Source organism: Sphingomonas ginsenosidivorax, from assembly GCF_007995065.1.
Classification (GTDB): domain Bacteria; phylum Pseudomonadota; class Alphaproteobacteria; order Sphingomonadales; family Sphingomonadaceae; genus Sphingomonas; species Sphingomonas ginsenosidivorax.
This window is the reverse complement of the sequence record NZ_VOQR01000001.1, coordinates 1,884,836-1,911,701: the sequence shown is the minus strand read 5'-3', so window position 1 is coordinate 1,911,701 and position 26,866 is coordinate 1,884,836. Positions and strand designations below refer to the sequence as shown.

Sequence of the window (26,866 nt, the reverse complement as noted above, 5' to 3'; positions counted from 1 at the left end):
CGAACGCTGCGCTTGACGCTTGGTGGATGCTGAAACGAGTTCAGCATGACGGGGACTTACGCCGCTCTCAGCAGCGTGATCCGCGCCTTGCCGTAGACCCGCGTGGCGTCGACGTCGAAGCCGGGCAGCTCGACGACTTCCTGTTTGCCGGTCTCGATGCTGATCCAGGTCGCGGCGTTGGTCCAGCCGAGGCGGGCGAGCTTGTCGAGCGCGACAAGGCCGGCGCCGGTGCCGTAGGGGGGGTCCATCATGATGACGTCGAGCGCCGCCGGCGCCGGGCCGAGCGCCATCACCGAAGTCGCGCGGACGTCGGCGCGGACGTCGAGCTTGGTGAGGTTGGCCCTCAACGCATCGACCGCGAACCGGTCCTGTTCGACGAACAGGCACGACGCCGCGCCGCGCGACAGGGCCTCGATCCCGAGCGAGCCCGAGCCGGCGAAAAGGTCGGCGACCGCCAACCCCTCGAAGCTGCCGACGCGGCTGATCAGCATCGAGAACAGCGCCTCGCGCGTGCGGTCCGCGGTCGGGCGGGTGTCCTCACCCTTGGGGGCGACAATCGGGCGGCCGCGCCATTTTCCGGCGATGATACGCATTACTTCTTGCCTCCACGCGGCGCTCTGGGGGGATGGCCGCGGCCACCCGATGGGCCCTTGCCGGCGGGTCGTGCGGGTTTGCCGCCGGTGTCCGGACGGAAGGTGCGGGGCTCGGCACCCGGCCGGCCGCCGGCGCTGCGCGCGGCGCGCTTGTCGATCGGCGTGCGCGGTGCCGCGTCGTCGCGGGTACGCTGGGGCCGCGCGGTATCGTCGCGGGTGCGCTGCGGGCGGCTCGCGTCATAGGGCGTGCGCTGCGCGTCGGTGCGGCGCGGGCCACTGCCGCCGACGCGCGTTGGCGCGGGGGGCGCGTTGCGGGGCGGCTTGGCGGGGCGGAAATGCTTGATCTTGGGGCTGGTGCTTAGCGCCTCGCCGCGGTCGCGGTCGTCGTCGCGGCGTTGCCCGGTGGGCCGCGCCGAATGCTGGGCGGGGAGGCGAGCGGCGGTGCGCTCGCCGGGTTCGGGGCGCGCCCACGGGTTGGTCGTATCACCGCGCTGCTGCAGCGCGGTCGGGCGGATGCGCTCGGGCTTCACGCGGGCCGGGCGTTCGGTGACGGGGCGATGCGTGCGGATCGGACCCGCGACGGGGAGTGCGGCGGGCTTGTTGGGACGGCCACCGATACCCGCGCCGGCACCGGCGCTCGCGCTGATGCCGATATTGGGACGCTCGGCCGGGCCCGCGGGCTTGCCCTTGCCGAGGTCCTTCTGGAAGGCGACGACGTCGTGCTGAGTCACTTCGCCGATCTGGCCGGGCATGAGTTCGCCGAGCACGAACGGGCCGTAGCGCGTGCGGATCAGACGCGAGACCTGCAGGCCCAGATATTCGAGGACGCGGCGGACTTCGCGGTTCTTGCCCTCGGTCAGGATCATCTCGATCCAGACGTTGGCGCCGGTGCGACGCTCGATATTCGCGTTGATCGCGCCGTAGCGGACCCCCTCGATCTCGACGCCCTCCATCAGCTCGTCGAGCTGCGCTTGCGTGATCGGGCCATAGGCGCGCGCGCGATAGGCGCGCTCGACGCCGCTCGCGGGGAGTTCGAGCGTGCGCTTGAGGCCACCGTCGGTGGTCATCAGCAACAGCCCCTCGGTATTCATGTCGAGGCGGCCGACGGGGACGAGGCGTGGCAGGTCCTTGGGCAGCTTGTCGTAGATGATCGGGCGACCGGCGGGATCCCGCTCGGTGACGAGCAGGCCGGGTGGCTTGTGGTAGAGGAACAGCCGCGCATGCTCGGGCGGCTGCACGGGATCGCCGTCGACGGTCACGCCGTTCAGGTTGCGCAGGATCGTCGCCGGCGTATCGACGATGGTGCCGTTGAGCGCCACGCGACCCTCTTCGATCATGCGTTCGATCTCGCGGCGCGAGGCGATGCCGGCGCGGGCGAGGAGCTTTGCGATGCGGTCACCGGTGGGGGTGCCGCTCGGTGTCCCGACAGGGGTGCCTTCCGGCGGCGTGTCGGAGTCTTTGGATGTCGTCATCGGGCGCTGATACAGCCGAATGACGTTCCGCGCGAAAATATTTGCGACCGAAGGGGCAGCGGCGCGTTAAGGTGCAAGGGCGTAACGATTATCGCCAAGCGCGGGGCCGTGGCAATGCTATTCGGTAAGAAGACACGGCGGATCGTCCGCTTGCTGCTCGTCGAGGACGAGCCGCTGGTGGCGTTCGATACAGAACATTTCCTGGGCGACGCCGATTTCACGATCGTCGCCACGGTGGACCGCGTCGCGGACGCACTGCCGATCATCGAAAGCGACGAGGTCATCCATCTGCTGCTCGTCGACGTGACTCTGGCAGACGGGTCCGGGGTCGACGTGGCGCGCGCGGCGCATGCGCGCGGGGTGCCCGTGCTGTTCGTGACCGGCAATTTCCCCGACGAGGCGAGCGCCTGGGCGTCGGGCTGTCTCGCCAAGCCCTATGCGCAACGCAGCCTGCTGGCGTCGATCGCAGCGATCGAGGGGATGCTCGAGGGCAAAAAGCCCAGCCGCCTGCCGCCGGGGTTCCAGCTGTTCGAGCGGGTTTGACATTACCCCCCGGCGGCACACGCTTCGTCAGCCCCGCGAAGGCAGGGATACATAGGCTCTAGCGCCCGCGATGGAGAAGCGACACCAGCCAATATGGATTGCCGCCTTCGCGGGAATGACGAGCGTGGGTTTGCGCCGAGTGTTGCCGCTGCGACCCGGCCTCCCTAGGGTCCCCGCCAAATCCGAGTGGGGACAAGTTTATGGAACGGACCGCGGGGACGCGATGGGTGGATGGTCTTCGCCCCTATGTCGAGAAGGCGCCGCTGGCCGCGTTCTTCCTGGGCGTGTCGTCGGGGTTTCCCTATGCGATGATCGGGGCGACGCTGACCAGCCGGCTGGCGCAGGACGGTCTCGACAAGAAGACGATCACCGCGTTCACGCTGGGGTTCCTGGTCTATAATCTCAAGCCGCTCTGGGCGTGGATGATCGACGGGGTGCGGCTGCCGCTTCTCGGGCGTCTGGGGCAACGCGTGTCGTGGCTGGTGTTCGCCGGGCTGCTGGTGATCGCCGCCGTGGTCAACCTGGCGCTGGTCAGCCCGGCCACGAACCTGTCGGGAACCGTCGCTGCCGCGATCCTGGTAGGGATCGCGGGCGCGACGTTCGACATCGTCATCGACGCGTACCGGATCGAGACGCTCAAACCCTATCAACTCGGCGTCGGCTCGGGCATGACCCAATATGGCTGGCGGATCGGCAATGTCGCGGCAGGTGGACTGGCGCTGGTGCTGGCGTCGCGGATCGGCTGGAGCGGGGCCTATGCGGCCTGCGCGATGTTCGCGCTTCCCGCGATGCTGACCGGGCTGCTGATGGGCGAGCCCGAACGCCACCGCGAACCGACCACGAAGCGGGGGATCGGTGAGATCGCCGCGTCGATCGTCGGGCCGTTCGTGGAATTCTTCCGGCGGCAGGGTGCGGCGATCATCCTGATGTTCATCCTGGTCCACAAGATCGGCGACACGCTGGGGCAGATCGTGTTGCGGCTGATGCTCAACGACCTGGGCTTCAGCAACGACGAGATCGCGCTTTACGACGTCGGGGTCGGTTTCTGGGCGTATCTGGTCGGCATCTTCGTCGGCGGTGTGCTGTACGCGCGGCTGGGGCTGAAGCGGTCGGTGCTGATCAGCCTGGTACTGATGGCGGTGTCGAACGCGAGCTTCGCGCTGCTCGCCGGCGCGGGGCATTCGAACGAGGGCCTCGCGGCTGCGATCGGGTTCGAGAACATCGCGAGCGGGATCGGCGGGGTCACGGTGATCGCCTATTTCTCCGCGCTGTGCGACCTGCGCTACACCGCGGCGCAATATGCGCTGATCTCGGCCGCGTCGAGCGTGGTCGGACGGTTGCTGACCGCGACCACGGCGGGGGCGCTGGTCGAGCGGCTCGGCTATGTGGACTTCTATTGGCTGACGACGGTCGTCGCGCTGCCCGGCGTACTGCTGTTCTGGTGGATGAGCCGGTCGGGCGTCATCGACCGGTCGATCGGCAGCGCCGGGGTCGATGGTCCCGGCGATGCGCGGAACGGCGACGCGGCCTAGACGATGACCGGCCGCCCTTCGTCGGCGAAGGCCATCGCGACGGCGGCCGCGCTGGTCAGGACGCCGTCTATGCGGCGGATGCCGAGCAGGTCGGCCATCAGGTAGCGCGCGACCTCGGGCGCGGTCTCGACGCGCGCGAGGATCGTCAGCATCGCCGACTCCGCCGACGTCATCCGCGCGCAGCAGCACGGCGCGATCGCGATCGTGCCCGACGACGCGCTTGCCAAATCCGCCATCAGCGCGCGCAGCAGGACCAGCGGACGGCGGAATCCCTGTCCGAACGCGCTGAACAGCAGGTGTGCCGCCTGCGCGTCGGCAAGGCCATAGGCACCCATCCGCCGCATCGCGAACAACGCCACGCGCGCATTCGGGCAGGTCGGCAGCGCATGCGGCAACAGCGCCATGGCGGTCTGGGTATCGGTCATTCACGCGACTCCGTGGTGGTGACCGGATCGTCGCGTGTTCGTTATTGATAGTCAATATCAATAAGGACTCAGTCGGGGATCTCGTCGTTCATCGCGAGCACTTCGCCGGCAAGGTAGAGCGAGCCGGCGATCAGGACGAGGCCGGGGGCCTCGATGCGGTCGAACGCGGCGGGGACGTCGGGGGCGGTATCGGCGGTGGGGCCGAAGGTTCGGGCGATCGTGGCGAGATGGTCCGGCGCATGATGCGCATGGCCGGGCACAGGGACGGCGACGACCTGAGTCACGGACGGGGCGAGGATGCGGAGCACCGCGTCCGCGTCCTTGTTCGCGAGCATGCCGAGGACGAGGGTGACGGGGCGGCCGCGCGCCAGCGTCCGCAGCGCCTTGGCGACGGGCTGCGCGGCGTTGGGGTTGTGCGCGCCGTCGAGCCAGAGGTCGCTGCCCTCGGGTAGGCGGGCATGGAGGGGGCCGTCGCCGAGGCGCTGCATCCGGGCTGGCCAGTGCGCCCATTCGGCGGCGGCGCGCATCGCGGCTTCGGGGACGTGCACCGCGCCCTGATGGCGGAGCATCGCGATCGCGAGTGCGAGGTTGCGCGACTGGTGCGCGCCGACGAGGCGGGGGCGGTGCGTGACGACCGAGAAGCCGGGATCGCGGTAGCGCACCGTGTTGCGCGCGGCCTCGCTGGTCCAGGCCGAGCCGCGCGCGAAGACGGGGGCGCCGGCGTCCGCGGCGGCGCGGGCGATGCGGGCGCGGAGCGGGGCGGCATAGTCCATCGTCACCAGCGGCACGTCGCGCTTGGCGATGCCGGCCTTCTCGCCGGCGATCTGCAACAGCGTGTCGCCGAGGAACGCCTGGTGGTCGATGCCGAGCGCGGCGATTCCCGTGACCGCGGGCGCCGGGATGACGTTGGTGGCGTCGAGCCGGCCGCCGAGGCCGACCTCGACGATCGTCGCCGCGGCGGGAGTGCGCGCGAAGGCGAGGAACGCGGCGGCGGTGGTGACCTCGAAGAAGCTCGCCTTGAGGTCGTCTGCCCCGGTCTCGGCGGCGTCGAGGACCTCGGACAGGAGCATCGCGAGCGCGTCGTCCTCGATCAGCGAACCGGCGAGGCGGATGCGCTCGTTGAAGCGGACGAGATGCGGGCTGGAATAGACGTGGACGCTGTGTCCGGCGGCCTCGAGTGCGGCGCGGAGGAACGCGCAGGTCGATCCCTTGCCGTTGGTCCCGGCGACGTGGAACACCGGGGGGAGGCTGAGATGCGGGTCGCCGAGACGGGCGAGCAGCTTGGTGATGCGCTCGAGGCCGAGGATGTCCGCGCCGGGAGACAGCGCGGTCAGGCGGTCGAGCTGGGCCTGGACGGCGGGGGAGGATGAGGTGGCGTGGTCGGGCATCACTTCCCCTCCCGCTTGCGGGAGGGGTTAGGGGAGGGGATGGGGCCACGAACCTCTGACAGGCCCTCCCCCGACCCCTCCCGCAAGCGGGAGGGGAGTAGAATCACGCCGCGACCTTCGCCGTCAGATAGCCGATCACCGTGCCGAGCTGCGTCTTCAGCTCCTTGCGGTGGACGACCATGTCGATCAGCCCGTGCTCGAGATAATATTCCGAGGTCTGGAAATCGTCGGGCAGCTTTTCGCGGATCGTGCTCTCGATCACGCGGCGGCCGGTGAAGGCGAGCGTCGCCTTCGGTTCAGCGATCTGGACGTCGCCGAGCATCGCATAGGCCGCCATCACGCCGCCCGAGGTCGGGTCGGTCAGGACGACGATGTACGGCAGCCCGGCATCGTGGAGCATCTGGATCGCAACCGTGCTGCGCGGCATCTGCATGAGGCTGAGGATTCCCTCCTGCATCCGTGCGCCGCCGCTGGCGGTGAAGATGACGTACGGGCAGCGATCCTCGATCGCGGCCTCGACGCCGCGGACGAAGGCTTCGCCGACCGCGAGGCCCATCGAGCCACCCATGAAGCCGAAATCCTGCACGCCGACGACGACGCGGTGGCCGTCGATCGCGCCGCGGGCGTTGACCAGCGCATCCTGTTCGCTGTTGTCGGTGCGCGCGGCCTTCAGGCGGTCGGTATAGCGTTTCTGGTCGCGGAACTTGAGCGGATCCTCGGGCACCTTCGGCGCGGGAAGTTCGCTGCAGCTGCCCTCGTCGAACAGCTGCTTGAACCGCTCCTTGGGCCCGATGCGGTCGTGATGGTCGCATTTCGGGCAGACGTAGAGATTGTCCTCTAGCTCGCGCGTGAAGACCATCTGCCCGCAACCCTTGCACTTGTGCCAGAGGTTTTCGGGCGTCTCGCGCTTGGCGACGAACGGGATAACGTTGCGGACGCTGTTGAGCCAGCTCATGCCCCGATCTCCATCTTGGCTTCCTTTCGTGCCGTGGCAACGGCATCGGCTAAAGTCTTGATATAGGCGCGAACCGGCTCCGCGGCGGCGGTGCCATGCTGTGCGACGAGATCGACGATCGCGGAGCCGACGACGACGCCGTCGGCGACGCGCGCGACGTCGGCGGCCTGCGCAGGGGTGCGGATGCCGAAGCCGACCGCGACCGGGATGTCGGTCGCGGCCTTGAGCCGGGCGACGGCGTCGGCGATCGAGGCTTGCGCGGCCTGCTGCAGCCCGGTGATGCCGGCGACCGAAACGTAATAGAGGAAGCCGCTCGCGCCATCCAGCACCTGCGGCAGCCGCGCGGCGTCAGTGGTGGGGGTGGCGAGGCGGATCAGGTCGATCCCGGCCGCGCGCAGCTGCGGGCCGAGTGCGTCGTCCTCCTCGGGCGGCACGTCGACGCAGATCACGCCGTCGACGCCGGCCGTGGCGGCCGCGTCGGCGAACCAGTCCGCGCCGCGGCGAAGCATCGGGTTGCCATAGCCCATCAGCACGAGCGGGGTGTCGGCGTGGCGCGTGCGGAACGCGGTCGCGATGGCGAGGATGTCGGCGGTCTTGGTCCCCGCGGCGAGGCTGCGGATGTTCGCGGCCTGGATCGCCGGGCCGTCGGCCATCGGATCGGTGAACGGCATGCCGAGCTCGATCACGTCCGCGCCGCCCGCGACGAGCGCGTCGAGGATGATGCCGGTCGCGGCGGGGCTGGGGTCGCCCGCGGTCACGAACGCGACGAGCGCGGCGCGGCCCGAGGCTGCGGTGCGCGCGAAGGTGGCGGCGAGGCGGGTCAAAGCTCCCCTCCCGCCTGCGGGAGGGGCTGGGGGAGGGCGTGTCCCCAAAGGCTAACGGTAGCGTGGGGGGACAGGCCCTCCCCCGACCCCTCCCGCAGGCGGGAGGGGAGAAGAAGCGTGCTCATATCGCCACCCCGAGCGCTTCGGCGACCGTGAAGATATCCTTGTCGCCGCGGCCGCACAGGTTCGCGAGGATGATCTGGTCCTGGCGCATTTCCCGTGCCTTGCGGGTCACGGCTGCGATCGCGTGGGAGGGTTCCAGGGCGGGGATGATGCCTTCGGTGCGGCACAGTAGCTGGAACGCGTCGAGCGCCTCGACGTCGGTGGCGCTGTCATACTGGACGCGGCCGATGTCGCGCAGCCAGGCGTGCTCGGGACCGATGCCGGGATAGTCGAGGCCGGCCGAGATCGAATGCGCCTCGGTGATCTGGCCGTCGTCGTCCTGCAGCAGATAGGTCTTGTTGCCGTGCAGCACGCCGGGGAAGCCGCCCGCGAGGCTCGCCGCGTGCTGCTTGTCGAGCCCGTGGCCCGCGGCCTCGACGCCGAGCATCTGCACGTCGGCATCGTCGAGGAACGGGTGGAACAGCCCGATCGCGTTGGACCCGCCACCGATCGCGGCGACGAGCAGGTCGGGGAGGCGGTCGATGCGGCTCAGCATCTGCGCGCGCGCCTCGGTTCCAATCACGCTCTGGAAGTCGCGGACCATCTCCGGATAGGGGTGCGGGCCCGCGGCGGTGCCGATGATGTAGAAGGTGTCGTGGACGTTCGCGACCCAATCGCGCATCCCCTCGTTCATCGCGTCCTTCAGCGTGTGCGCGCCGCTCGTCACCGGACGGACCTCGGCGCCGAGCAGCTTCATGCGGAACACGTTGGGCGCCTGACGCTCGACGTCCTTGGCGCCCATGTAGATCACGCAAGGGAGGCCGAAGCGCGCGCAGACGGTGGCGGTGGCGACGCCGTGCTGGCCGGCGCCCGTTTCGGCGATGATCCGCGTCTTGCCCATCCGCATCGCCAGCAGGATCTGGCCGATGCAGTTGTTGATCTTGTGCGCGCCGGTGTGGTTGAGCTCGTCGCGCTTGAACCAGACCTGCGCGCCCATCCCGGGATCCGCGGATTCGCGGAGTGCCTCGGTCAGGCGTTCGGCGTAGTAGAGCGGGCTCGGGCGGCCGACATAATGCTCGAGCAGGTCGTCGAACTGCGCCTTGAACGCAGGGTCGGCCTTGGCCGCGCGATAGGCGACGTCGAGTTCGAGGACGAGCGGCATCAGCGTCTCGGCGACGTAGCGGCCGCCGAAGTCGCCGAAATGCCCGCGGTCGTCGGGCTGGGCGCGGTAGGAGTTGGGGGCGTTCATGCCGTGCGCTTTAGCACCTCATGCGGGTGCGCCAAGTCCTTGTGTCCCCGCGAAGGCGGGGACCCCAGTCTGGGCACCCACCTTCGCGGGTGAACAATCAGGCGTTCACGGCCTGCAGGAAGGCGGCGATCCTGGTTTCGTCCTTGATCCCCGGCGCGCTTTCGACGCCCGAAGAGACGTCGACCAGCTCCGCCCCGGTCACGCGGATCGCGTCGGCGACGTTGGCGGGGTCGAGACCGCCCGACAGCGCCCAGGGCAGAGGATGGCGGAAACCAGCGAGCAGGTCCCAGTCGAAGCGCAGCCCCATCCCGCCGGGAAGCGCAGCGCCGTCGGGGGTCTTGGCGTCGTAGAGGATGCGGTCGGCGACGCCGCGATAGGTGGCGGCGGCGTCGAGGTCGGCACGCGTGCGGACCGCAACCGCAGCCCAGATCGGGAGGCCGAAGCGCCAGCGGATCGCGTCGGCGCGCTCGGACGCGGTCTTGTGGAGCTGGAGGATGTCGAGGCTGCCCGCCAGCACGGCCTGCTCCAGCAGCGCGTCGTCGGGGTTCACGAACACGCCGACGCGCTGGACGTGGGTTGGCACGCGGGCGGCGAGTTCGGCGGCTTTGGCGAAGGGCAGGTCGCGCGGGGAGGGCGTGAAGAACACGAAGCCGACATGGCTCGCGCCGTGGCGGATCGCGGCGTCGAGCGTGGGGGCGGTCGAGAGGCCGCAGATTTTCGCGGTGGTCATTACTACGTCACCCCGGACCTGTTCCGGGGTCCACCGGTCCGCAAAGGCGGAAAGCGTTACACGTGCTGCACGGTGGATGCCGGAACAAGTCCGGCATGACGGCGGGCTTTAGAGTGTCGCGCCGATCGCCCTGGCCGCGGTATCGGGGTCCTCGGCCTGTGTGATCGGGCGGCCGACGACCAGGATCGAGGCGCCCGCATCGATCGCCTGTCGGGGCGTGACGACGCGTTTCTGGTCGCCGATCGCGCCGTCGGGGAGGCGGACGCCGGGGACCACGAAGAACCCCTTGGGCCACAGAGCCTTCGCCGCGGCGACTTCGGCGCCCGAGCAGACGATGCCGTCGACCCCGGCGTCGCGCGCGAGTTCGGTCAGGCGGACGACCTGGTCGTGCGCGCTGCCGGTGACGCCGGTCGCTTCGAGGTCGGCGACGTCGAGGCTGGTCAGCATCGTCACCGCGATCACCTTGGTCCCGACCGGCGCCGCCGCCTTCGCATCCTCGAGCATCGCGCGGCCGCCACTGGCATGGACGGTCAGGATCGCGGGGGCGAGCGCGCCCAGCGCCTGCACCGCCTTGGCGACGGTGTTGGGGATGTCGTGCAGCTTGAGGTCGAGGAAGATCGGCAGGCCGAGCTCCTGCATCGCGTGGACGCCGGCCTGGCCGTGCGCCGCGAAGAATTCGAGGCCGAGCTTCAGTCCGCCGACATGGTGGCGGACCTTCGTGGCGATCGCCTTGGCCCGGTCGAGGTCGGGGGTATCGAGGGCGACGTAGATCCGGTTCATCAGACGATGCCCGGCGTGACCGTGACGGGTTCGCCGGGCGTCGCGACGACGACGGGCTCCGGCCGAGGCATGCGCAGCTCGGCGAGCTGGCGCTCGCAGGTCGCCAGGCGCTGCCGCAGCCGCCAGCGGATCGCGTGGTTGTAGAGCATCGTCGGGACGAGCCCGAGCAGGAACGTCACCAGCAGCAGTAGCGGCAGGTTCACGTCGGCGATCAGCCCGCCCCAGAGCTTGATCGGCACGGTGGTCCAGTTGCCGATGGTCGCGACCGCGGCGATGAACGCCAGCAGGCACCAGAACAGGATTTTCAGGAACTGCATTGGGACACCTCGTTGATGCCCCAAGGCTAAACGCGATGGCGGCGCTTGGCCAGCCTTCAGCCGATCTCGGTGCGCAACTCCGCGAAGAGCGCGCGGATCGCGGTGAGGCGCGGCTCTTCCTCGTCGAGGATCGCGATGAAGGCGGCGCGCTTGATCGCGGCGACGCGGCCGGGCTTCATCCGCACCGACGACGGCAGCGTCGACACGGTGATGTCGATCATCCGCTCGGCGCCGTGGAGGCGACCCCAGAGATAGTCGTTCTCGCGGTAGGCACGGCTGAAGAACGCGCCGAAGCTATTGAACTGTATGCCTTTCAGTGTCGCCTCGACCCCGCCCGAGCGGATCGCGGTGGCGTCGTCGGGAGCGATGCGGTCGACCTTGATCGGGTCGAATTCGTCGAGGCCCTCGCCCTGCAGGAGCGGCAGCGTGGCGGTGTCGAAATAGGGGAAGCCGAGATAGGCGAGCAGCAGCGTCCGCCGTGCGCGCTTGCCCAGCGCGGCGAACCCCGCCGCCAGCCGGATGTCCGCGGCGGCGTCGATCGCGGCGAGGTCGAGACTGGCGGCGAGCGTATCGAGCAACGGCGCGATGTCGCCGGTACCCGCGGTCCTGCCGAGATCGGCATGCGTGTCGGCGCGGCGCGCGTCGAGATAGGGGGCGAGCGATTCGTAGATCGTCTCGCGCATCGGGGCGAGTTCGGGTTCGCCGATCTCGACCTCGATATCCGCCAGCCGCCGTGCGATCAGCCTGAGGCGGCGGATGCGGAAACCGATGTCGAAGCGGCGGAGGAAGTCGACCTCGTCCATGTCGACCGCGTCGACCGCCGCGCGAATCCGGGCGAGACGGTGCGCGCTGTGCTCGGCGCCGGACTGGTGCAGCAGCGCGGCGACGGCATCGACGACGTTGCTGCGCTTGAGATGGCCGTAGGCGGCATAACCATAGCCGGCGCTGGCGATCGCGGCCTTTTGCGAGCGGCGGCGCCAGGCGACGAGGCGCGCGGGGGTCGGCCGGTCGAGGAACAGCGTGTGGCCGAACAGCGATTCGACTTCCGATTCGACCTGCGGACGGATCGCGACGACGATGCCGCGCATCCGGTCGATCCGCGCGGAGCGTTCGGCGATCGCCTCCAGATTGTCGCGGATCGGTTGCTGGCGCGGAATGTCGCTGATCGCGCCGACGATGGTCTGGAAGAAGCCGGGCGTCCCCTGGCCACGGTTGAGCGTCAGCTTCACGCCGGGGGAGGGGTCGATATAGACGATGCGGCGGTCGATCTGGCGGCGTGCCGGGCGGTCCTTGAGCGCGTCGAGCGCGGGGCGGAACGGCGCGTTGGCGAGCACCGAGCCGTCGATCAGCACCGCGGTCTCGGCGGCACCGGCGGCCGACTGGCGCGGCAGTGCGCGTGCCAGGAACGCGGCGCGCTCGGGCCAGGCGATGCCGCGGTCGGTCAGCACGCCATCGAGTTCGGCGACCGTGAAGGGCGGGAAGGCACCGGGAAAACTCGACGTCGCGCGCGCGGCGAAGGCGAGTTCGGCAAGCGGCGCGAGGCTGTCGACGCCGTGGCCGTCGTCGGTGAAGTCGAAGACTAGGCGGTGTTCGGTCTCGACGACCTCGGGGGGCGAATTGAGTTCTAGACGTTCGGGATGGCCCGAGAAATCGGTGACGGTGACGAACAGGTCGAGCGGCTGGCCGGGGGGCAGCAGGCGGGGGCCGCGCGTGCTCGCGGCCATGGCGTCGAACGCGTCGAGCAGGCGGTTGGTGAAGCTGGCGCCGCCGAACGGCGGTTCGAACCAGCGCGATCGGATGAAGTGCGAGAGTTTCGAGCGCACCTCGTCGCGCGTGGTGTCGTCGAGCGCCTCGACCTTCTCGGCGCTGCGGCCGGCGGCGACCCAGGCGAGCGGGAGCGCCCAGACCTTCGAGAAGCGCGACTGCGGCGCGCTGCCGGTGTCGATCAACGCCTCGACGTCGGCGGCGGTGAGCCACAGGTCGGTCAGCGGGTCTAGGCTCTGGCCGGTTGCGATCGCCTGGCCGAGGAAGATGCCGTTGATGCCGCCCGCGCTGGCGCCGGCGATGATGTCGGCGAGGACGCGGACGCGGAGGCCGCCCTGCGTTTCGATCTCCGTGAGCAGTTCGGCATAGACGCCCTGGCTGCCGCCGGCGGGGGGCGTGCCGTCGTGGAAGGCGCGGCTGGCGCAGACGAGGCGCCAGATCTCCTTGGTGATGCCGTGCATGTAGACCGCGAGGCTGATGCCGCCGTAGCAGACCAGCGCGAAGCGGAGTTCCTTCTCGCGGATCATCGGGTGGCGGGCTGTATGGCGCCGTCGCCACTGACGGCGTCGCGCCGACCCGCTGCCTCGTCGCCCCAGCGAAGGCTGGGGCCTCGCGCGGTGCGGTGCACGGCCCGAACCGGGAGATCCCAGCCTTCGCTGGGATGACGGTTCGTACGCGGGCATAGCAAGTGCGGGTGACGGACGGTGCTCAAGCGGACTCCAGCGTCGCCCAGATCGGCAGGTGGTCGGACGCCTTGCGTGACGCGGGGCTGTCGTGGACGCCGCAGTCGACCACCTTCAGCGTCCTGGACACCATGATCCGGTCGAGCTTGGCGATGGCCCGGCGCGAATGGAAGCTCGGACCGGTCGGCGCGAACAGGTGGTCGCGGCCGAAATCGCGCAGGCATCCCGAACTCGCGCTCCATTCGTTGAGGTCGCCCATCAATACGGTGGGCAGCGAGACCGGGCAACCGTCGACATGCGCCATGATCGCCGCGGCCTGCTTGCGCCGCCACAGACCCGACAGATCGAGATGCATCCCGACGACGCGGATCTTGCCAGCGGCGAGGCTGACATCCGCCATCACCGCGCCGCGCGGCTCGAGCGAGGGCAGATGGATCGTCTCGCTGGCCGCGAGCTGCGCGGACTTGCGGATCAGGATGACGTTGCCGTGCCATCCCATGCTGACCGCGCGGGAGCCCAGGGGCACGGGCTTCCAGTCGCTATGCTCGTCGAGCAGGTGGAAGGGGAGCACGCAGGCGCGTTCGCCGAAGCGGCGATCGGCCTCCTGCAGCGCGATGACGTCGGCGTCGATCTCGCGCAGGACCTCGACGACCCGCTCGGGGTTGCGCCGACGATCGAGGCCGATGCCCTTGTGGATGTTGTAGCTGGCGACCTTGATCATGAACCGTAACGAACGCCGCAAGGCGGGCAGCGGTTGCACGCTTCCGGTGTGAACTGTCCGAGGCACGGTTCCTGATCTGGATCGGCGAGGTGCGGGAGCGCGCGGCGGTCGGTGACGCTTTCGAGACGTCGCTGTGCGCCGCGGGCACGACGAGTCGGCGTCGGACCGCCCGACGATCGGGCCCGGAAAAAATTCGTCCGCACCGACTCCAGCGACTGCGGTGCGCCGCGATCGGCGGCGTCACGCCATCGAAGGAGTGCGTTGATGCGGGATGACGAGATCAAGCGGTTCGTGGGACCTCGCTTCCAGGCGGCGTTCGGCGCGGACGCGGACCTTGGCTATCCGAGCTGGCACGCGCGCACGCAGGGTGACGATGGGGCCTCGAAGGTCGCGGCACTCGGCTATCGGTCGGCCGCCGACGCGCCGCTGTTGCTCGAGGCCTATCTCGACACCCCGATCGAACAGGCGGTGTCGGACCGCCTCGGCCGCCGGTTCGACCGCGCGGAGATCGTCGAGATCGGCTGTCTTGCCAGTAACTCGCCGGTCGCGCTGATCCATTTGTGGCAGGAGATCGCGACCGCATTGGATGCGCGTCACCGGGTCGTCGCCGCCACCGTCACCGCGACCGTTCGGCGCCTGTTGGACCGTGTCGGCGTCCCGCTGCTCGAGATCGGGCGTGCGGATGCGGGGCGCCTCGCGGACGGCGCGCGCTGGGGTCGCTATTACGATGACGATCCGCGCGTCTGCATCGGGGTCATCGCGGACGGAGCAGCCAGTCTCGACCGCTACGTCGCGCGCCGGACGGAGGCGGCATGAGCGCGCTCTATTCCGCGATCCTGGACCGCGCGGCCGAGGTGCCGGATCGGATCGCGATCGACGACGGGCGCCATCCCGTCGCCTATGCCGCGCTGCCTGCCCGCGTTGCGACGATCGCCGCCGTCATTCGCCAGACGATCGGCGAAAGTGGCGCACCGGTCGGGCTGGTGATGGACAACGGCATCGATTGGATTCTCGCCGACCTCGCGCTGCGGTCGCTCGGCGTGGTGTGCGTGCCCGTTCCGCCGTTCTTCACGCCCGCGCAGGTCGAGGGCGTGCTCTGCGATGCGGGCGCGTGCGCGATCGTCGAGGGGCGAGCGATCCACTGGCTGCAGCATGCGCGGCGCCCGGTTCCGATCGGCACCGCCAAGATCAGCTATACGTCTGGATCGACCGGCGCGCCCAAGGGGATCTGCCTGTCCGACAGCCAGATGCTCGCGACCGCGTCGGCGATCGTCTCGCGGTTCGGTGCCGACGTCGCCGGCACGCATCTGCCCCTGCTGCCGCTGGCGGTGCTGCTCGAGAATGTCGCGGGGCTGTACGCCAGCCTGCTCGCCGGTGGCACCTATGCACCGCGCGGCGCCGCCGAGATCGGCCTCGACCGTCCGTTCCAGCCGGACGTCGTCAAGATCATCGGCGCGATCGCGGCGACGGGTGCGACCAGCCTGATCCTCGTCCCCGAACTGCTTAGCGGCATCGTCGCTGTCATGGAGGCGACAGGGATGCGGCTCCCAGCGCTGCGGCTCGTCGCGGTGGGGGGCGCGCGCGTGCCCGTGAACCTGTTGGAGCGCGCGACGGCGCTCGGTCTGCCCGTCGTCCAGGGCTATGGCCTGACCGAATGCGGATCGGTCGTCGCGATCGAGGCGCTCGGCGACCGCAATCGCGGCACGACCGGCCGGTCGCTCGACCATGTCCGCGTGTCGCTCGCCGAGGACGGCGAGGTCCTGGTGCATGGCATAGGCCATCTCGGCAGGGTCGGTGCACCGCGGCGCGACGACGGTCCGTTCGCGACCGGCGACATCGGCACGCTGGATCCCGCCGGGCGGCTGTCGATCGTCGGGCGCAAATCGTCGATGCTGGTCACCAGGTTCGGGCGCAACGTGGCCCCTGAATGGGTCGAGGAGACGCTTCGCGCGCAGCCGGGCGTCGCGCAGGCGCTGGTGCACGGCGACGGGGAGTCCGCGCTGTCCGCGATCGTCGTGCCATCGGCGCCGGAGGCCGATATCACCGCGGCGATCGCGGCCGCGAACCGCGCGCTGCCCGCCTATGCCCGCATCGCCGACTGGCGGATCGCAGCGCCTTTCACGCCGTCCGACGGGACGCTGACGACCAACGGTCGGCTCCGCCGCGCCGCGATTCTTCAACGGGAGACCCCAATGCCCTTTTTCGACCGTCTCGTCGCGCAGACCGCCGAGGCTCGCGCGGCGATGCTGCAGGTTCCGCAGCTCCAGGCGGGGCTGTCCGGACGGATCGATCGCGCGACCTATATCGCCTATCTGACGCAGGCGTATCACCATGTCAGCCACACCGTGGCGTTGATGCGCGAAGCCCGCGCGCGTCTGGGTCACTCGCCGATGCTGATCGAGGCGCTCGACGACTATATCGCCGAAGAGACCGGGCACGAATACTGGATCCTCGACGACATCGCCGCGGCCGGCGGGGATCGCGACGCTGCGGTCGAGGCCGGGCCGTCCGCCGCGACCGCGGCGATGGTTGCGCATGCCTATGACACGATCCGCACCGGCAACCCGGCGGCGTTTTTCGGGATGGTGTTCGTGCTGGAGGGGACCAGCATCGCCTTCGCGCAGCAGGGTGCGGAAGCGGTGCAGTCGAGCCTGGGCCTGCCGCCCGAGGCGTTTCGCTATCTCACCTCGCACGGGGCGCTCGACCAGGAGCACATGGTGTTCTTCGAAGCGCTGATGAACCAGATCGACGATCCCGCCGACCGCGCGGCGATCGTGACGATGGCGAACGCGATGTTCGCGCTGTTCGGCGGCATGTTCGCGGCGATCCCGATGGAGGCGATCGATGTCGCGGCTTGATGGCGAGCGGATCGTCCTGACCGGGATCGCCGGCGGGATCGGATCGCTGGTCGCGCAGCGGCTGCGCGATGCGGGCGCCTTTGTGATCGGCGTCGACCGGTTCGAATCGGACCTCGCCGACGAGATGCTGATCGCGGATCTGGGTAGCTTCGAGGGGCTCGCCAAGCTGGGCGACGAGCTGCAGGTGCGCGAGGTCGACGGGCTGATCAACCTGGCCGGGATCCAGTATTTCGGGCCGTTCGCGGACCAGTCGCCCGAGACTGTCTGGGGCGGCTACGTCATCAACCTGGTCGCGCCGGCGATGCTGACGCGCGCGCTGATGCCGCGGTTCAAGGCGCGTGGCAGCGGGCGGATCGTCAATATCGGATCGGTGTTCGGCGCGATCCCGTTCGCGCATTTCGTGACCTATTCGAGCGCGAAGGCCGGGCTGAAGGGGTTCAGCGACGCGCTGCGCCGCGAATATGCCGGGACCGACGTCAGCATCACGCACATCGCCCCGCGCGCGGTGCGAACCGCGCTCAATTCGCCCAAGGTCCTTGCCTTTGCCGACGCGACCAAGATGGCGATGGATGCGCCCGAATTCGTCGCCGATCGGATCGTCGCGGCGGTGGTCTCGCGCAGCCGCAACGTCGTCATCGGCTTCCCCGAAAGCCTGTTCGTCCGCGTCAACGCGCTGATGCCGCGCGTCGTCGACCAGGCACTCGCCGCCAACGACCGCAAAGCCGCCGCCCTGTTCGTCTGAAGGAGATTTCCATGCATATCATTGCCAAGACCAGCCTAGCCCTCGTCCTCGCCGCGCTCTCGGCGACCGCAGCGCTTGCGGACCCGGTCGCCGACCACGCCGCCGCGATCGCGAGGGATTGGGCGCAGATCCAGTACCGCACGCCTGCGCCGCAGAAGCTCGACGCGATGACGAAGCTCAAGGCGCAGGCCGATGCTCTCGCCAAGGCCGCGCCGAACCGCGCCGACGCGCTGGCGTGGGACGGCATCGTCACCTCGTCGCTCGCCGGCCTGAAGGGCGGGATGGGGGGGCTGTCGCTCGCCAAGGAATCGCGCACGACGCTTGAGCGCGCGAGCAAGCTCGACAGCGGTCCCGCGGGCGGGATGGCGCATACCAGCCTGGGCGCGCTCTATTACCAGGTCCCGGGCTGGCCGATCGGGTTCGGCAGCAAGGACAAGGCGCGCGCCGAGTTGACCGCTGGCCTGAAGATCGCGCCGCGCGATATCGATGCGAATTATTTCTGGGGCGACTTCCTGTTCGCGCAGGGGCAGTATGCCGAGGCGGCCAAGGCGCTGCGGACGGCACTCGCCGCGCCGCCGCGTCCCGGTCGTGAAATCGCCGATGCGGGGCGCCGGGGCGACGTGCAGAAACTGCTCGCCAAGGTGAATGCCAAGCTCGGCGCGTAACTCGCGGAGCCACGCCGTAGCCGACTTCGAATCCCCTACGTCCGAGCCCGCCGGCCTGTCGGCGGTGCTCGCGGCGAGCCGCCCGCAACTCGTCCGGTTCTTCACCGGACGAACGGGCAGCGTCGCGGAAGCCGAGGACGTCGTGCAGGAGATCTGGCTGCACGTCGCGGAGCCGATGGCGGGTCCGATCGCGAACCCGCTCGCCTATCTGCACCGGGTGGGCATGAACATCGTGCTCGACCGGGCGCGCGCGAACGGGCGGCGGCAGCGGCGCGAGGCGGGCTATGTCGACGCGACGACATCGGTGGCGGGGTGGGAGGCAGTCGACGAAGCGCCGTCTGCGTTCGACGCGCTGGTCGGTTGCGATCGTATCGCGCGGCTCGCCGAGCTGCTGTCGGGGCCGCCCGAGGGGGCGATGCGGGTGTTCCGCCGCCACCGGATCGAGGGCGCGTCGCATGCGGAGATCGCGGCCGAGCTGGGCATCACGCGCAGTACGGTCGAAAAACATATCGCGGTTGCGCTTCGGCACCTCAGAAAGGCGCTCGATGCGTAATCGCGACGGGGGACTGCGGTTCGATATCCGTGGCGGCGTCCATGGAACAAGCGGGAAAGACTCGAGCGGGGAAAGGAGGGCAACATGACAGACACACGCACGGCAATCATGGACGCGGCCACCTGGCACGCGCGGCTCGACTCGCCCGAGATGGACTGGGAGGCGTTCGGTTTGTGGCTGGAGGCCGATCCGTCGCATCGCTCTGCCTATGACAGCATCGCCCTGCTCGATGCCGAGATCGGCGAGGCTGCCCCGGCGATCGCAGCGTTGCTGCCGGCGAATGACGATGCCGTGGTCGAGCCGATGCCGGCACGATCCACGCGCTGGCGGTGGGCTGGGCTGGGGGCTGGCGGTGCGATGGCGGCGGGGCTGGCGGTGTTGCTGGTGCCCTCGGCGCCGACCACTGCGCAGGTCTATACGACCGGCCGCGGCGAGACGCGCACCGTCACGCTCGCCGATGGCAGCCGGATGCAGATCGACCGCGGATCGCGCGTGTCGGTCACCGGCGGGACGAGCCCGGTGGTGGAGATCGCCGACGGCGCCGCGAGTTTTGCCGTGCGGCACGATCCGTCCCGCCTGCTGATGGTGCGCGCCGGCGGCTATGAGGTGCGCGATATCGGCACGCGGTTCGACGTCGTCAGCGCGCGCGGACGCGTTGCTGTCACCGTCGCGCAAGGGATGGTCAGCGTCGCGCCGATCGCCGGCGACGGCGACACGACGACGCTTCATGCCGGGCAGATCCTCGACATCATGCCGTCTAAGCAGATTGCCGAGCGTCGCACGGTCGATCCGGCGCGCGTCGCCGACTGGATCGATGGGCGGCTCAATTATGATGGCGCACCGCTGACGCTGGTTGCGGCAGATATATCGCGGTATGCCGACGCGCCGCTGATGGTCGATCCATCAGCCGCGAACCTGCGATTTTCCGGGGTGTTGACGATTGGTGATGGATCGCGGCTCGTCGATCAGCTTCGTGCGGTGCTGCCGATACGCGCTCGTCGCGTCGGCGGCGTGGTGTATCTGGGCGCCGCCGACCCGCGCTGAGAAGGCGCGCCCGGGGCTGACGATCCCGGCGGGCACGCTCCGATCGGCGCTGGACGCGGTCGCCCGGCAAAGCGGCATATCGATCGGCATGGCGGGGTCGCTGCCCGACCTACGCATCCGGCGGATCGATCGCGCGCGCGACGTCGCGGACGCGCTGCGCCGGATCCTGTCGGGTAGCCGGCTGCGCGCCGTACGCGTCGATGCGACGACGTGGCGGATCGAGCCACTGCCGGCCAAGCCGATGCGGACACCCACCCGACGACAGCAGGCCGTAGCCGAGGTGGATCCCGGCGATATCATCGTCACCGCCGGCAAGCGCGACGAGCGGCTGTCCGATCTGCCGGCGTCGATCAGCATCGTCGGCGGCCAGGCGCTCGCCCGGCTCGCGGGACGGCGGGGGCTGGTCGACCTGATGGCGACGACCGACAGTGCGTTCTCGACCAATCTGGGCCCCGGCCGCGACCGCATCTTCCTCCGCGGGGTCGCCGACAGCGCGTTCAACGGCACGAGCCAGTCGCTCGTCAGCCTGTATCTGGACGAGGCGCGGATCGGCTACGCCGCGCCCGACCCCGATCTGCGCTTGGTCGATGTCGAGCGGGTCGAGGTGCTGCGCGGGCCGCAGGGCACGCTGTACGGCACGGGTGCGCTGGGCGGCGTGGTCCGGATCGTGACGGCCGCGCCCGATCTCGACCGGTTCGCAGCAGCAGGCGCGGTCGAGGCGACGGGGATCACCAACGGCGCGTTCGGGGGCGCGACCGAAGGGACGCTCAACGTCCCGATCAAAACGGGATCGCTCGCGCTCCGCGCATCCGGGTGGAGCGAGACGATGCCCGGCTGGATCGACGACACCGGCCGCAACCGCCGCGACGTCAACCGGATCCGACGGATCGGCGGACGAAGTGCGGTGCGCTGGGCGATCGGCGACTGGCACGCGACGCTCGCCGGCGTGCTGCAGCGGATCAACGCCCGCGACAGCCACTATGCGACCAGCGGGCTGTCGCGGGCGACGCGGATCGCCGAGCCGCAGGACAACGACTTCACCGCGGGCACGCTGACCGTCGGGGGGGCGATCGGCAAGCTCGATGCGCAGGCGACGACGGCGTTCGTCGCGCAGGAATTCGGCAGCACCTATGATGCGAGCGTCGTTGCATCCACGCTCGGGTTGCCCGCGCCGCTCGCCTATGTCGAGGCCCGTTCGGCGCAGTTCGTGTCGCAGGAAGTCAGGGTGAGTGACCCGACCGCGCGCCATCCGTGGATCGTTGGCGCGACGGTCCTGCATTCGACGAGCCGGCTGAACGGCCGCTTCGTCTCCACCGCGGACGGCGGCAGCATCGCGGCGCGGCGCGACGAGGAGGACGTGACCGAGGCCGCGCTGTTCGCGGAGGGGACGCAGCGGCTGACGCGGACGCTGGACTTCAAGCTCGGGCTGCGTGCTTTCTCGACGCTCAGCCATCTCGAGCAGCGGGGCCCCGACCGCGAGCGGGCGCAACGCCTGGGCGTGACCCCCAGCGGCACGCTGACCTGGCACCGCGACGATATCGGGCTGATCTGGCTGCGCTACGCCAGCGCGGTGCGGCCGGCCGGGGTAAGCCGGACCGCTGTCGTGGCCGACCGCCGCATCCCGGGGGACGAGCTGCAGAGCGTGGAGCTCGGCTGGCGCGTGCGCGCACCGGGCGCGCGGCTCGACCTGCACGGCGCGGTTTTCGGGTCCGTGTGGGAGCATTTGCGCAGCGATACGGTGGGCCGCGACGGCCTGTTGGGGACCATCGACGCGGGCAATGCCGCCAATTACGGGATCGAAGTCGGCGGGCGGTTCGACCTCGCACCGGTGATGATCGACTTCGGGACGACGCTGCAGCGCGCGCGGCTGCGATCCCGGCCCGCCGCGGTCGACGACGACCGCCGACTGCCGGTCGTTCCCGACATCTCGGCCCGGCTCGGCGCGACGCGGCGGTTCGCGGTGCGGGGACGGCCCGCGCAGGTGTTTGCCGCCGCGCGCTATACCGGTCGTACGCGCCTCAGCTTCGACCCGCTGCTCGACCGCCCGGCCGGGCGCTATGCGACGATCGACACCGGCGCGTCGATCGACACCGGCGCGCGGCGATGGTCGATCGATGTCACCAACCTGCTCGACGGCCGCGGCAACAGCTTCGGCTTCGGCAATCCGTTCACGCTCGAAACCACCACGCAGACCGTGCCGGTGCGGCCGCGGACGGTGACGCTGCGGCTTGCGATCGGGCTATGAGAGGCGGGCTCAGCCGCTGCCGATCAGGATGCCGGCGGCAAGCACCAGCGCGCCGCCGAGCATGACCTTTGCCGCGGCGGAGACAGGCGGCGTGTCCATGTAGCGATACTGGATCCAGGCGATCGTGCTGAGCTCAACGACCACGACGATCGCGGCGACGACGATCGCGGTCCAGAAATCGGCGATCAGGAACGGCAGCGTGTGACCGATGCCGCCCGCCGTCGTCATCGCGCCGCAGACCAGCCCGCGCATCAGCGGCGCGCCGCGGCCCGACAGCTTGCCGTCGTCGGCGAGCGCCTCGGCAAAGCCCATGCTGATCCCCGCGCCGACGCTGGCCGCCATGCCGATCAGGAACGCGTTCCACGGCAGATGCGTCGCAAAGGCCGCGGCGAACACCGGCGCCAGGGTCGACACCGACCCGTCCATCAGCCCCACCAGCCCCGGCTGGACGACCTGCAGCACGAAGCGACGATGCGCGTCCTCGTCCTCGCGCGCGCGACGGTCGCTGGGGAGGCGCTGCGCCTCGATCTCGCCGGCGGTGCGCAGGTGGTCGAGTTCGGCCGAGGCGAGATCGCCGAGCAGCTTGCGGATCGGTGCGTCGGTGCTGCGATCGGCGGCTTCGCGGTAGAAGCGACTGGCGTTGGTCTCCATCCGCGTGACCTCTTCGCGGACCGCGTCGATGCCCTTCAGGATCGTGGTGCGCGGCGATGCGGGGGCGGGGGCGCCGCGCACGTCGCGCCGCGTGATATAGGCGATGTGGCGCCCGAACCGTTCGACATAGAGGTCGATCAGCGCGCGGCGATGCTCTTCCTCCTCGGTGGCCATGTCGTCGAACAGCCTGGCGCTGTCGGGATAATGCTCGCGCAGATGCTCGGCATAGTCGGCGTAGATCCGGCCATCCTCCTCTTCGTTGGCGATGGCGAGGGCGAGGATCTCGCGTTCGGTCAGGTCGGAAAAGGCTCTCATCGCCCCGTATCACCACAAAGCGGCGCGCAGGGCCATGCCTTCAGCGGGGCGGGACGCGCGGATCGATCGGGTGGCCGTCGGCGGACAGCGCGCCAGCGACGGGCATCGCGGGCGCTTCGCGTATTTTGGCGGGGTAGACCGCGTGCCCTCCCATGGGGACTGCGGTCTGCCCAGCGTCGCGGGCTTACTCCGGAATCGTGCCCTCGTCGGCGATGCCGGCCGCGAACGAGGCCGACGAATCGGTCCCGTCGGCCTGATGCGCGCCCTTGGGCTCCACGGGGTCGGCGGGCTTGGGCGTGCTGCCGCGCAGGGTCAGAAGCGCGCCGACTGCGGCGGCGACACCGCCCGCAATGGCGGCTGCACCCCATTTGCCGCCGACGCGGTCGGTTGCGCGTTCGAGCGTCGTCTTCGGCGGGGTCTTGCGCGCAGCAGCGGGTTTCGCGCGTGGGGCGCTGCGCTTCGACGATCGCGGCTTCACGGCCTTGGTGGACTTGGCCGTGTCGGCGGGCTTGGACCGAGAGGGCGTCGCCTTTGGAGCAGCGGCCTTCGGGGCGGCGGGCTTCGGAGCAGCTGTCTTTGCGGTCGCGGGCTTCGGGGAGGCGGCATCGGACGTCGCGGCGGGCTTTGCGGTCGTTGCCACGGGCTTTGTGACGGCCGGTTTCCGTGTCGCGCGACGGCGGGGCTTGGGGGCGTCGGACGTCGGCGTCTCGGGAGTGTCGGCCATGATAAGCTCCTACGATCTGGTTCCGGATGCGTGACGCATCATCCCCCGATCCGTTCCGCCGTCAACCTGCGAACGTCGCGCGTTTAGCGGAACGGAGGCTCGTCGAACGCGCGCAGCTTGCGGCTGTGCAGCTTCGGCCCCTCCATGCGGAGCTGCTCGCAGGTCTCGATCCCGATCCGCAGATGCTCGCTGATCGCGCGCTCGTAGAAGCGGTTGGCCTGGCCCGGCAGCTTCAGCTCGCCGTGCAGCGGCTTGTCCGAGACGCAGAGCAAGGTGCCGTAGGGGACGCGGAAGCGATAGCCCTGCGCGGCGATCGTCGCCGACTCCATGTCGATCGCGACCGCGCGCGACAGCGAGAAGCGCAGCGCCGACTTGGAATAGCGCAGTTCCCAGTTGCGGTCGTCGGTGGTGACGATCGTGCCGGTGCGCAGGCGGCGCTTGAGATCCTCGCCGGACTGGCCCGAGACGATCTCGGCGGCCTTGGCCATTGCGACCTGGACTTCGGCGATCGCAGGGACCGGGATCTCCGGCGGCAGCACGTCGTCGAGGACATGGTCGTCGCGCAGATAGGCGTGCGCGAGCACATAGTCGCCGATGCGCTGGCTGGGACGCAGCCCGCCGCAATGGCCGATCATCAGCCACGCCTCGGGCCGCAGCACCGCGAGGTGGTCGCAGATCGTCTTCGCGTTGGAGGGCCCCACGCCGATGTTGACGAGCGTGATGCCGGTGCGGTCGTCGGCCATTAGGTGATAGGCGGGCATCTGGTGTCGGCGCCACGCGCTGTCGCTGACGATCTTGTCGATGTCGTCGCCCGAGGTGATGGTGATGCCGCCCGCGCCCGACAGGGTCGTGAATCGGCTCGGCGTCCCATCCTCGCGGGGGCCGAGCTGCGTGCCCGCCCAGCGGACGAACTCGTCGACATAGCGATGATAGTTGGTGAACAGCACGAAGCGCTGCGCGTGCTCGGCGGGGGTGCCCATGTAGTGACGCAGGCGCGCGAGGCTGAAGTCGGTGCGCAGGCCGTCGAACAGCGCGAGCGGGCGGGTCTCGTCGTGCGCGACCCAGACGCCGTCGGCGATCTCGTCGCCGATGTGCGCGAGCTCGGTCGCGGGGAAGAAGCGCGAGAGTTCGGTCGCGGAGACCTCGTCGAGGCTCAGCGCGTGGCCGGGATCGATGACATAGGGGAACGGGATCTCCTGGCGCCCCTCGACCGCCTCGACGGTGACGTCGTAATCCTCGATCAGCAGCGTCAGCTGTTCGGTGATGTAGTCGGCGAACAGGGCGGGCTTGGTGACGCTGATCCGGTATTCGCCGGGCGTCACGAGGCGGCCGAACGACCGGAGCGGAGTCGGGCGATCGACGCCGCCCGCATAGGTCAGGCGGATTTCCGGATAGGCGAAGGAGCCATCGCGGCGCGTCGCGGGATCGGGGATGGTGCCGTCGGCGATATAGGCGGCGAGGGCGGTCTGGAGCCGCTCGACGGAGGCGCGGTAGAGGCGGTCGAGGTCGGCGACGAGGTCGGAAGCGATTGTCATGGACGAGTGTTATGCGGGTGATGTTGCGGTGGCAAGACTGCCGGCTTCCGATCCTCCCCCGACAGGGGGAGGGGGACCGGCGAAGCTGGTGGAGGGGGAGGACCGGGAACGTCTGTTCCGTATCCGCCCCCTCCGTCAGCCTGCGGCTGCCACCTCCCCCTGGCGGGGGAGGATAGGTGGGGTCAGATCTCGCTCAGCAGATGCTCGGCGCTCGAGACCTTGAATTCGCCGGGGGCCTCGATGTTCAGCTGCTCGACGACGCCGTCGTTGACGATCATCGAGTAACGCTGGCTGCGCGTGCCCATCCCGAACTTCGAGCCGTCGAAGTCGAGCCCCGTCGCCTTGGCGAATTCGCCATTGCCGTCGGCGAGCATCGTGATGTCGCCGGCGTCGGCCGACTTCGCCCAGGCGCCGAGCACGAACGCGTCGTTGACCGAGGTGCAGGCGATCTCGTCGACGCCCTTGGCCTTCAGCTCGGCCGACTTCTCGACGAAGCCCGGCAGGTGCTTGGCGGAGCAGGTCGGGGTGAATGCGCCGGGGACCGCGAACAGCGCGACCTTGCGGCCCTTGAAGAACGCGTCGGTGTCGACCTGATCGGGGCCGTCCGCGGTCGCCTTGATGAGGATGGTGTTGGGAAGCCGGTCGCCGACGCTGATCGTCATGGGGAAATCTCCTGATCGCCGCGCGCTTGCCGGCGGCGGTCCCGTACCTCGGACGGGGCGGCGGTGATTTCAAGCGTGGCGGGTTTGGCGCACGCCCGCTATGCCCTGATCCGATGGAAAAAGCCGTTTATCTGTCCGGACAGTTCCTGCTGGCGATGCCCGGCATGAGCGACCCGCGGTTCGCCCGCGCCGTCATCGCGATGTGCAGCCACGATTCGACCGGTGCGGTCGGGATCGGCCTTGGCGCCACGATCGACGGGCTGGGGTTCCACGACCTGCTCGAACAGTTCGGCATCGCGCCCGGCGACGCGCCGAACGCGCCGGTGCATTTCGGCGGACCGGTCGAGCCGCGCCGCGGGTTCGTGATCCATTCGCTCGACTGGGCCGGGCAGGGGACGATCGACGTCGCGGGACGCTGGGCGCTGTCGAGCACGATCGACGTGCTGCGGGCGATCGCCGAGGGCAAGGGGCCGAGCCGGTGGGTGGTGGCCCTGGGCTATGCCGGCTGGGATGCGGGGCAGCTGGAGGGCGAGCTGTCGCGGCCGGGCTGGTTCAACGTCTTGGGCGATACCGACCTGCTGTTCGACACCGACGCCGACGATCGCTGGACCCACGCATTTGCGGCGGCGGGTGTCGATCCGCGGTTGCTGGTGGCGCAGACCGGAACCGCCTGATGCCCCCACGGGCGCTGGGTACGGAGATATAAAGATATCTTTATATTTGATCGGGACCTGCCGTTCGCCTATGTAGGGAGCATCCGGCACGGGCATGAGGCTCGCCGATCATCGATTCCA

The 26,866-nt window shown here is 69.7% G+C and carries 26 protein-coding genes; 10 read left to right on the top strand and 16 right to left on the bottom strand.

What is annotated here, in order from left to right; all coding sequences use genetic code 11:
• Positions 1-56: 56 nt before the first annotated feature.
• Together rsmD and FSB78_RS08690 are read right to left on the bottom strand one after the other, a co-directional pair.
• Complete coding sequence (rsmD, locus tag FSB78_RS08695) at positions 57-593, bottom strand: 16S rRNA (guanine(966)-N(2))-methyltransferase RsmD (protein WP_147081881.1); 537 nt, start codon at positions 591-593, stop codon at positions 57-59.
• Positions 593-2,065, bottom strand: a complete 1,473-nt coding sequence (locus FSB78_RS08690; protein WP_147081879.1) for a pseudouridine synthase — start codon at positions 2,063-2,065, stop codon at positions 593-595. Before FSB78_RS08690 ends, rsmD begins: the two co-directional genes overlap by 1 nt.
• 114 nt (positions 2,066-2,179) lie before the next feature.
• Here FSB78_RS08690 and FSB78_RS08685 point away from each other — a divergent pair, with 114 nt between their 5' ends.
• Positions 2,180-2,608 (top strand): response regulator, encoded by a 429-nt coding sequence (locus tag FSB78_RS08685; protein WP_147084092.1) that lies wholly within the window; start codon positions 2,180-2,182, stop codon positions 2,606-2,608.
• A 200-nt stretch (positions 2,609-2,808) separates the two neighbouring features.
• Positions 2,809-4,140 (top strand): AmpG family muropeptide MFS transporter, encoded by a 1,332-nt coding sequence (locus FSB78_RS08680; RefSeq protein ID WP_147081877.1) that lies wholly within the window; start codon positions 2,809-2,811, stop codon positions 4,138-4,140.
• Here the strand turns inward: FSB78_RS08680 and FSB78_RS08675 are convergent.
• The 10 genes from FSB78_RS08675 to FSB78_RS08630 form a co-directional block, all read right to left on the bottom strand.
• Entirely contained in the window at positions 4,137-4,565 is a 429-nt protein-coding gene (locus tag FSB78_RS08675; protein ID WP_147081875.1) for a DUF6628 family protein, read from the bottom strand. The genes FSB78_RS08680 and FSB78_RS08675 overlap by 4 nt on opposite strands.
• A gap of 68 nt (positions 4,566-4,633) precedes the next feature.
• Positions 4,634-5,953 (bottom strand): bifunctional folylpolyglutamate synthase/dihydrofolate synthase, encoded by a 1,320-nt coding sequence (locus FSB78_RS08670; protein ID WP_147081873.1) that lies wholly within the window; start codon positions 5,951-5,953, stop codon positions 4,634-4,636.
• Between the two features lie 103 nt (positions 5,954-6,056).
• Entirely contained in the window at positions 6,057-6,908 is an 852-nt protein-coding gene (gene accD / locus FSB78_RS08665) for an acetyl-CoA carboxylase, carboxyltransferase subunit beta (RefSeq protein WP_147081871.1), read from the bottom strand.
• On the bottom strand, positions 6,905-7,732 hold the full coding sequence (gene trpA / locus FSB78_RS08660) for a tryptophan synthase subunit alpha (RefSeq protein WP_147081868.1): 828 nt from the start codon (positions 7,730-7,732) through the stop codon (positions 6,905-6,907). Before trpA ends, accD begins: the two co-directional genes overlap by 4 nt.
• A 121-nt stretch (positions 7,733-7,853) precedes the next feature.
• On the bottom strand, positions 7,854-9,083 hold the full coding sequence (gene trpB / locus FSB78_RS08655; RefSeq protein WP_147081866.1) for a tryptophan synthase subunit beta: 1,230 nt from the start codon (positions 9,081-9,083) through the stop codon (positions 7,854-7,856).
• A gap of 97 nt (positions 9,084-9,180) precedes the next feature.
• Entirely contained in the window at positions 9,181-9,813 is a 633-nt protein-coding gene (locus FSB78_RS08650; RefSeq protein ID WP_147081864.1) for a phosphoribosylanthranilate isomerase, read from the bottom strand.
• Between the two features lie 108 nt (positions 9,814-9,921).
• Positions 9,922-10,596, bottom strand: coding sequence for an orotidine-5'-phosphate decarboxylase (gene pyrF / locus FSB78_RS08645; protein ID WP_147084091.1), 675 nt, complete (start codon positions 10,594-10,596; stop codon positions 9,922-9,924).
• Positions 10,593-10,910, bottom strand: a complete 318-nt coding sequence (locus FSB78_RS08640) for a lipopolysaccharide assembly protein LapA domain-containing protein (protein WP_147081862.1) — start codon at positions 10,908-10,910, stop codon at positions 10,593-10,595. The genes pyrF and FSB78_RS08640 overlap by 4 nt, the downstream gene beginning before the upstream one ends.
• A gap of 56 nt (positions 10,911-10,966) precedes the next feature.
• On the bottom strand, positions 10,967-13,201 hold the full coding sequence (locus tag FSB78_RS08635) for a patatin-like protein (RefSeq protein ID WP_147081860.1): 2,235 nt from the start codon (positions 13,199-13,201) through the stop codon (positions 10,967-10,969).
• 181 nt (positions 13,202-13,382) lie between these two features.
• Positions 13,383-14,078 carry an endonuclease/exonuclease/phosphatase family protein gene (locus tag FSB78_RS08630; protein WP_147081858.1) on the bottom strand — a complete coding sequence of 232 codons (696 nt, stop codon included), beginning with the start codon at positions 14,076-14,078 and terminating at the stop codon, positions 13,383-13,385.
• 264 nt (positions 14,079-14,342) lie between these two features.
• Here FSB78_RS08630 and FSB78_RS08625 point away from each other — a divergent pair, with 264 nt between their 5' ends.
• The 7 genes from FSB78_RS08625 (at position 14,343) to FSB78_RS08595 (ending at position 22,185) form a co-directional block, all read left to right on the top strand.
• Positions 14,343-14,894, top strand: a complete 552-nt coding sequence (locus FSB78_RS08625) for a thermostable hemolysin (RefSeq protein ID WP_147081855.1) — start codon at positions 14,343-14,345, stop codon at positions 14,892-14,894.
• Positions 14,891-16,936 (top strand): AMP-binding protein, encoded by a 2,046-nt coding sequence (locus FSB78_RS08620; RefSeq protein ID WP_147081853.1) that lies wholly within the window; start codon positions 14,891-14,893, stop codon positions 16,934-16,936. The genes FSB78_RS08625 and FSB78_RS08620 overlap by 4 nt, the downstream gene beginning before the upstream one ends.
• Positions 16,923-17,678, top strand: coding sequence for an SDR family NAD(P)-dependent oxidoreductase (locus tag FSB78_RS08615; RefSeq protein WP_147081851.1), 756 nt, complete (start codon positions 16,923-16,925; stop codon positions 17,676-17,678). The genes FSB78_RS08620 and FSB78_RS08615 overlap by 14 nt, the downstream gene beginning before the upstream one ends.
• 11 nt (positions 17,679-17,689) lie before the next feature.
• Positions 17,690-18,343 carry a tetratricopeptide repeat protein gene (locus FSB78_RS08610; protein WP_147081849.1) on the top strand — a complete coding sequence of 218 codons (654 nt, stop codon included), beginning with the start codon at positions 17,690-17,692 and terminating at the stop codon, positions 18,341-18,343.
• Positions 18,324-18,896: an RNA polymerase sigma factor gene (locus FSB78_RS08605; protein WP_147081848.1), complete on the top strand. Its 573-nt coding sequence runs from the start codon at positions 18,324-18,326 to the stop codon at positions 18,894-18,896. Before FSB78_RS08610 ends, FSB78_RS08605 begins: the two co-directional genes overlap by 20 nt.
• Before the next feature lie 84 nt (positions 18,897-18,980).
• Positions 18,981-19,940 carry a FecR family protein gene (locus FSB78_RS08600; RefSeq protein WP_147081846.1) on the top strand — a complete coding sequence of 320 codons (960 nt, stop codon included), beginning with the start codon at positions 18,981-18,983 and terminating at the stop codon, positions 19,938-19,940.
• Positions 19,843-22,185 (top strand): TonB-dependent receptor, encoded by a 2,343-nt coding sequence (locus tag FSB78_RS08595; protein WP_147081844.1) that lies wholly within the window; start codon positions 19,843-19,845, stop codon positions 22,183-22,185. Before FSB78_RS08600 ends, FSB78_RS08595 begins: the two co-directional genes overlap by 98 nt.
• 9 nt (positions 22,186-22,194) lie before the next feature.
• On the opposite strand, the gene mbfA is transcribed toward FSB78_RS08595, so the two are convergent.
• The 4 genes from mbfA to FSB78_RS08575 form a co-directional block, all read right to left on the bottom strand.
• Positions 22,195-23,151, bottom strand: a complete 957-nt coding sequence (mbfA, locus tag FSB78_RS08590) for an iron exporter MbfA (protein ID WP_147081842.1) — start codon at positions 23,149-23,151, stop codon at positions 22,195-22,197.
• A 184-nt stretch (positions 23,152-23,335) separates the two neighbouring features.
• Positions 23,336-23,875, bottom strand: a complete 540-nt coding sequence (locus FSB78_RS08585; RefSeq protein WP_147081841.1) for a hypothetical protein — start codon at positions 23,873-23,875, stop codon at positions 23,336-23,338.
• An 83-nt stretch (positions 23,876-23,958) separates the two neighbouring features.
• A complete protein-coding gene (locus FSB78_RS08580) occupies positions 23,959-25,410 on the bottom strand; it encodes an AMP nucleosidase (protein ID WP_147081839.1) in 1,452 nt (483 codons plus the stop codon).
• A gap of 182 nt (positions 25,411-25,592) precedes the next feature.
• Positions 25,593-26,072 carry a peroxiredoxin gene (locus FSB78_RS08575; RefSeq protein WP_147081837.1) on the bottom strand — a complete coding sequence of 160 codons (480 nt, stop codon included), beginning with the start codon at positions 26,070-26,072 and terminating at the stop codon, positions 25,593-25,595.
• A gap of 113 nt (positions 26,073-26,185) precedes the next feature.
• On the opposite strand from FSB78_RS08575, the gene FSB78_RS08570 reads away from it, so the two are divergent.
• Entirely contained in the window at positions 26,186-26,746 is a 561-nt protein-coding gene (locus tag FSB78_RS08570) for a YqgE/AlgH family protein (RefSeq protein ID WP_147081835.1), read from the top strand.
• Positions 26,747-26,866: the final 120 nt, after the last annotated feature.